Annotated in this window: 6 protein-coding genes and 1 pseudogene; 5 read left to right on the top strand and 2 right to left on the bottom strand. The window is 43.8% G+C overall.

Going from position 1 to position 6,225, the window contains the following annotated elements; all coding sequences use genetic code 11:
- Positions 1-275 precede the first annotated feature (275 nt).
- Positions 276-554 (bottom strand): type II toxin-antitoxin system YafQ family toxin, encoded by a 279-nt coding sequence (locus E2B99_RS10265; RefSeq protein WP_134244860.1) that lies wholly within the window; start codon positions 552-554, stop codon positions 276-278.
- Positions 535-804 (bottom strand): type II toxin-antitoxin system RelB/DinJ family antitoxin, encoded by a 270-nt coding sequence (locus tag E2B99_RS10260; RefSeq protein WP_166739036.1) that lies wholly within the window; start codon positions 802-804, stop codon positions 535-537. The genes E2B99_RS10265 and E2B99_RS10260 overlap by 20 nt, the downstream gene beginning before the upstream one ends.
- A gap of 1,022 nt (positions 805-1,826) precedes the next feature.
- Between E2B99_RS10260 and E2B99_RS10255 the strand changes: the two genes are divergently transcribed.
- The 5 genes and pseudogenes from E2B99_RS10255 to E2B99_RS10235 all read left to right on the top strand — a co-directional run.
- Complete coding sequence (locus E2B99_RS10255; protein WP_134244859.1) at positions 1,827-2,198, top strand: MbcA/ParS/Xre antitoxin family protein; 372 nt, start codon at positions 1,827-1,829, stop codon at positions 2,196-2,198.
- 5 nt (positions 2,199-2,203) lie between these two features.
- On the top strand, positions 2,204-2,959 hold the full coding sequence (locus E2B99_RS10250; RefSeq protein ID WP_240687805.1) for an RES family NAD+ phosphorylase: 756 nt from the start codon (positions 2,204-2,206) through the stop codon (positions 2,957-2,959).
- A gap of 190 nt (positions 2,960-3,149) precedes the next feature.
- Entirely contained in the window at positions 3,150-3,611 is a 462-nt protein-coding gene (locus E2B99_RS10245; RefSeq protein ID WP_134244857.1) for a restriction endonuclease subunit S, read from the top strand.
- Between the two features lie 111 nt (positions 3,612-3,722).
- Positions 3,723-4,919: a Fic family protein gene (locus E2B99_RS10240; RefSeq protein ID WP_134244856.1), complete on the top strand. Its 1,197-nt coding sequence runs from the start codon at positions 3,723-3,725 to the stop codon at positions 4,917-4,919.
- Between the two features lie 92 nt (positions 4,920-5,011).
- Positions 5,012-5,953 (top strand): annotated as a pseudogene (locus E2B99_RS10235) (DUF4145 domain-containing protein); the annotation flags it as partial.
- Positions 5,954-6,225 lie beyond the last annotated feature (272 nt).

The raw sequence follows: 6,225 nt of genomic DNA, 5'->3' as shown, positions 1-6,225 counted from the left end.
CTGATACCGATGAGCCCACCTGCATACTCAAGGCAACACACTGGGCTTTTTGTTCGGCAGTATAGCGACGGCGACGCTGGTTGAATGTGATAACTTCGATATGACTCATAAGACACTCCTTAATCCTAGGCTTAGCGCTAGGGCTTAACTAAAGGTGTCCGTTTTAATTGGGGGCTATTACATCAAATTTTATTTCTATTTCTGATGCATATCTTCTAAAACTTCCTAACGCTTCTTTTGTGCGATATTTAACAATTTTTACATTTTTTTGAATATTAAAAAAGGTCAGCGTGTGACCCACACCTGACTAAAATTAATTCCTGATTGTCCCAGTCCACGTCCCAGATCAGTAAGAAATCCGGTTGCACATGGCATTCCATATGGGGTTTCCAGTTCCCAACTAAGGGATGTGGCTTATATTCAGCCGGGACAGTCCCTGTTTTCACTAGATGCACATCAATAAGGTGCAGCAGTAACTTGGTATCCTTTTTAGGATCACTTAGCGCGCGCTTTAAATCCTTTTTAAACTGCTTTTTAGTCCTGATCGTCAGCATCATCTACCTCATCAAATAGTGCTTTTGCTGATGAGTAGGTTTGCGGTTCAACTGGAGCATTCATGGCGGCGAGTGTCACAGCATTTGGGACTTTAAGTTCAAGCGGGAATTCCTGACGGACAATTACTTGATGCAAAAAAATCCTGATTGCATCAGACATGCTTAAACCTATTGAGTCTAATACTAGTTCGGCTCTTTGCTTGATATCACCATCAACCCGTGCTCTTACCACATTCACTTTAGCACCCATAACTCAGACCTCAATGTATGCACCCATACAAGTATATAGCCTTATCGTAGCCTAAATGGGCTACAATTAAAATCATTAATACGAATTCCTACATTTTTTCGTTAACGAAAGTTCTGCCCGTGATGAAATCAGTATCGTGATGAAAAAATCAGGCTATCAGGGCATCCTGACGTAAGAGCAATATAATGCACTACTGCCCGCTTTAACCAAATTTTCAGAAGAACGTAATTTGGTATGGCAAGGTGAGAATCGCCTGATAACACGGCCCGTAGGTCTGGGGGGTTACCGTCGGGCCAAAGCTATGTATTTGCCAACTGGTTTATTGTGTATTGTCAATTAAGTGATCAGGTCACCTGGTTATTTTACAACAGCACGCAGGACTGTCTTGAAGCCAGCTTAATTTGGGATCAGGTGTTAAATCCCGAGATCCATTCCATTAAAAGCGAATGGGACATCTTTGACCAACGCGGGCGCCTAATTCGTTTGAATGAAAAAACCGGTATTATTACATCAATGGCCTTTAGCTAAGTGTTTATGACATAAGTCAAAAGGGGCACTGGTAAATAACTCAGTGCCTAGGATTGAGAAGGGTTAATCCTTTTGACTAAAAAGAAAAAAATAGGCTATTTGTCCTTTAAGAAATCTATATTATTGCTGAAATTCTTATGAAATTTTCCTTTTTAAACCAAATACTTATTTTTAATACTAGATTACGGTTTACAGAACTTTTGATCTGATTTCTATATTTGCATTAGCAAAACTGTAGCGATATTTAGCAAAAATGCCGCTCTCTCATTGGTTCCATCCTCTTATGCAGTCCCATACTGTAAATTTGGTTCATCATCGCCACTAGGTACAGTTAAAACTTTATTTTCATACTGGCATTATTTTGGATTAGTCCTAACTAGCATCTAATTTATTTAGTGTTTTAGTGACATAGCTAACATGATGAAAACTCATTTTATTGTGCAATAAACACAATTGCTGTATAATAAGTGCAAATACGACATCAGGTGTTTATCATGACTGCATTGCTAAAACACCCCGTCGACAAAAAAGTAGTGCTCGCCAAGGCACTAATTCAGGTGGCGGAACAGCTTGATCTAAAACAAGCACAGGTTGCCGCTATCTTAGGCGTACACCGTACTGCAATCAGTCGACTCAAAAGTAATCCTGAACTAGATCCTGCTTCCAAGCAGGGAGAGCTGGCATTATTACTGATTCGAATGCATAGGGCGTTATATGCACTCACCGGTGGTGATACGGAATGGATACGTCACTTTATGAATACACCCAATCGGGTGACAGGTGGTATTCCTGTACAGCAAATTGAAAGTATCAGTGGCCTAGTAACTGTCTTGCAATTTGTTGATGCCATTCGGGGTAAGGTGTGAGTAGCATGGCTGATGACGTATGGCAGTCCTGTAATGGCCACAAATTTATTAGTCCCCTGTCTGGTACATTGTATCGCCTTGTTGAGAGCCAAGAGCAAATCGCTACACGCCAATTAGTTGATACATTGGAAGAACAGGCACTACTTGAAGAGATGCTGGAAACAGTAAAACCTCCCTATCCCGACCGTTTAGATCACTTGCACTATTTACTGAAAACACCATTTCGTTACCCTCCCTTAAAATGGGGATCACGGTTTGGCCGAACATTTGAACCAAGCATTTTTTATGGTGGCTGCAGCGTAGATGTAACGCTGGCAGAGTCAGCCTATTATCGTTTTGTATTTTGGCATTCCATGGATGGCAAACCACCAAAACCTATCCTGCGCTCCGCACATACCTTATTTTCAGTCGGTTATCAAAGTGCTTTGGGTGTCCGCTTACAATCTCCACCCTTTGATCAACATGTAAATGTGATTGCACATCCAACTAATTACTTCCCTACCCAGCACTTAGGGACAGCCATGCGCAATGATGGCGTGCAAGTCTTTGAATACCCTTCAGCACGGGCAAATGATCACGGCCCATGCGTTGGACTATTTAGCGCAGAACCTTTTTGTCAAAATAGCCCTTTGGATCGACAACAGTGGTTTTGCGATGTGGCGACAGATGCAGTAATATTTAAAGCTGTTGAAGAATCAAGAATTGTACGTTTTGAATTATTGCAATTTCTAGACGACGGCATACTTCCTATACCTGCCTAAACTAGCTTAATGGACTGAACAGCAGTGAATACGTGTTTGTACACTCAGCTAGATTTTTAGCAAATTTTCTAAGCTGCCTGCATGGCAGTGAACACGACAAGGGTGAGATTGTCGCGAAATATCATTTTCTAAACCTACTCGTGTAATACTTTATCTTGCTGTCTCAAATGTTTAAGATAAATATCTGACTATGGCGGCAGTTAAGACTATTGAGGCTACTGAAGAAGAAATAGAAAAATATGCTTTGAAAAAGAAAGACCTGTTACTGACCGAGGGCGGCGATCCTGACAAGTTAGGACGCGGTACACTCTGGCATAATGAGTTGCCTGAATGCATCCACCAAAATCATGTTTTTCGAGTGCGTTTGAAATCTGATTTGTTGAATCCCTATTTTCTGAATTGGGTAGTAGGTAGTGAACGTGGAAAAAGATATTTCTTACGATCTGCCAAGCAAACTACAGGAATAGCATCTATTAACATCACTCAACTTAAAAGTTTCCCCTTATTGATTCCACCTATAGAGCTTCAAAACGAGTTTGAAATTAGAATTCATGCCATTGAAAAAAATAAGAAGTTATTTGAGCAGATGCATATGCAAGCGAGTAGCTTGTTCAGCTCAATACAGCACCAAGCTTTTACAGGAACTTTATAGCGATATAACTCTGACAACCATACTGACATTTTTTTACCTTGTATTGCGATAACATGCTGAGCTATATTAAAAAAATACTGACATTTTCACTGACAGAATTTTATAAAAATTATGCCTGAACTGAGCAAAGCCTGGCTGGACGACACCACCTTACGGGTGATGACGTACCGGTCAGGTTCATTTACCTTTAGCCTAAGCCTTGACCTGCAAGGCTTACAGCCCATGATCGACCGGGTAAATGACGCACAGCAGCGTTTTAATAAAATGCCTGCCCTGCCGCACATCATTGACCAGATGCAGGAAAAGGTACTTGCCAGCAGCGTGTACAGCACCAATACCATTGAGGGCGGTGAATTTACCGAAGAAGAAACCGCGCAGATTTTGCGCATTGATCCCAAGCTGATTCAAAGAACAGAAGAAAAACGCCTGACCAACCTAAAGCAAGCGATTGAATGGGTGAAGCAAAACAGCCAGCAGCCAGACCATAACCAGCTACGCACCAATGATGGGCAAACCATTACCATGCAGGACGTGTTTACCCTGCATCGGCTGGTCTCGCAAGGCGTGGATGAGCAAACCAATCCACCAGCACAGTTTAGAAATAACCAGCCGGGGCAAAAGACGCTGGTTGGCAATGCCGCGCACGGTGGCACCTATCGCCCACCCAAATCGCTAGATGATATTGAATACCTGATGCAAGCATGGCTGGAGTGGCTCAATCACCCGGCCATCATGCAGCAATCAGCCCTGATCCGGGCAAGTCTGGCCCACTTCTACTTTGAGCTGATTCATCCATTCTGGGATGGCAATGGCCGTACCGGTCGCCTCATTGAAATGCTGATTTTAGAGCAGTCCGGCTACCGGTTTAGTGCTTCTGCCGTGTGGCGTTATTACCAGCAAAACCTGCATCAGTATTTTGCCCTGTTTAACCAGTGCCGCAAACTGGCTGAACAAAAACAACCACCGGCACATCAGGGCTTTGTCCGCTTTATGATTGAGGGCATGTTTACCACTATTAATGATCTGCATGATCAGGCCAACAGCATCATCAGCTTTTTGCTGTATAAAAATGCCCTAAACGATGCCCGTAGCACTAAAGTGCTATCAGAACGGCAGTTTAATCTGGTTGAGCTGTACATGAGCCTGTTATCAGCTGGTAGTTCTGCCCTAACGCCAAGTGAGCTGTACAAAACCCCAGTGGTACGGGGATTATTTAGCGATAAGACCGAACGTACCTATTACCGCGATATTGAAAAAATCGTGCAGTCCGGCTTTTTAAAGGATAGTGGCGGTAAGCTGTATATTTAAGCAAACCACTTTGCAGCTTAAGCATTCAAATCGCTGATAAAGTAATCTGGCACCATGGCTGAGACGTGACAGGAAACAATAAAGGACAAGGCATGAGTAACTTTGGGTTTTTACAGGACAGTTTCCCTAACTTGGCAGAAACGGCTGAAGGCGCTGAAAGGCTGGTGTATGTCCATCCGCAAGCCGCGCTGATGTGTGCGCGGCAATCGCTTGAGAGCCTGGTATTCTGGCTATACCAGTACGATAAAAAACTCAGCCAGCCTTATGATGCCTCTCTGCATACCTTGCTTGGACAGGCTGACTTTAAAGCGCTGGTGCCTACCTACGTCTGGGACAAGATGGATGTAATCCGCATGGCGGGCAACCAGGCGGTACATGGCAAAAGTTTCAATAAGATCAAATCCGAAGAGGCACCGACTTATATTCGTCACTTGTTTTTGATTTATACCTGGTTTGAACGCAACTATGGCTCACCTACCAAAGACCGTTCGCAGCCATCCCTATTTAACCCTGCCCTGATTGCTAAAGCTCGGGATAGCGAGCAGGTTCAAGCCAGTCAGGAACAACTACAACAGCAAGCCAAAACTTTAGAGCAGCAATTTAAAGCCAAATACGACGCCCTGCGCGTGCAGGAACAGCAGTTGCTCGAGCTGTCTGCCAGTCTGGAAGAACGAGAAAAATTACTGGCAACCATTGATGCTGACCTGGCACAAAAACGCCAGCAGGTCGAACAGGCCAAACTGGCCAACAGTGGCGTGCCTGACCTGACCGATTATAAGGAAAGCGAAACTCGTAAGCTTAAAATTGATTTGATGCTCAAGGAAGCAGGCTGGGATTTTGGCAGCAACATTAAAATTGAAGTACCGGTTACTGGTATGCCAAGTGCTGCTGGTGTGGGGGCGGTTGACTATGTGCTGTATGACGCTGATGGCTTACCTTTAGCGGTGGTTGAAGCCAAACGCACCTCAGTAGACCCAGCCAATGGGCAGCAGCAAGCCAAGCTGTATGCGGATTGTCTGACCGGACGCCCGGTTTATTCGGTAGATTAAGTCATTCTGGATCAGCAGGCTTTCTTCTTTAAGGCAATCCTCAATTAGACTGGTCTTGCGTCATTGCTCAATCCTTCGGTTTACATAAAGTATCGGGAATACTTGATGGATGATCAAACTTGGTCATAGTCAGTCCTAAACCAGATGGGTCGGATCAGGAACCGGATTATACGAAAAGTTTTTGTCATCCGGTGTCACTGTAATCACCGGCTTGCCGAGCTTATCCTCATAGGACTGTTTGCAGGCTGGATAGCCAG

The sequence above is a fragment of the Alkanindiges illinoisensis genome (genome assembly GCF_004377485.1).
Lineage (GTDB): Bacteria > Pseudomonadota > Gammaproteobacteria > Pseudomonadales > Moraxellaceae > Alkanindiges > Alkanindiges illinoisensis_A.
The sequence above is the reverse complement of the archived record's forward strand: the minus strand, read 5'-3'. Positions and strand labels throughout refer to the sequence as shown.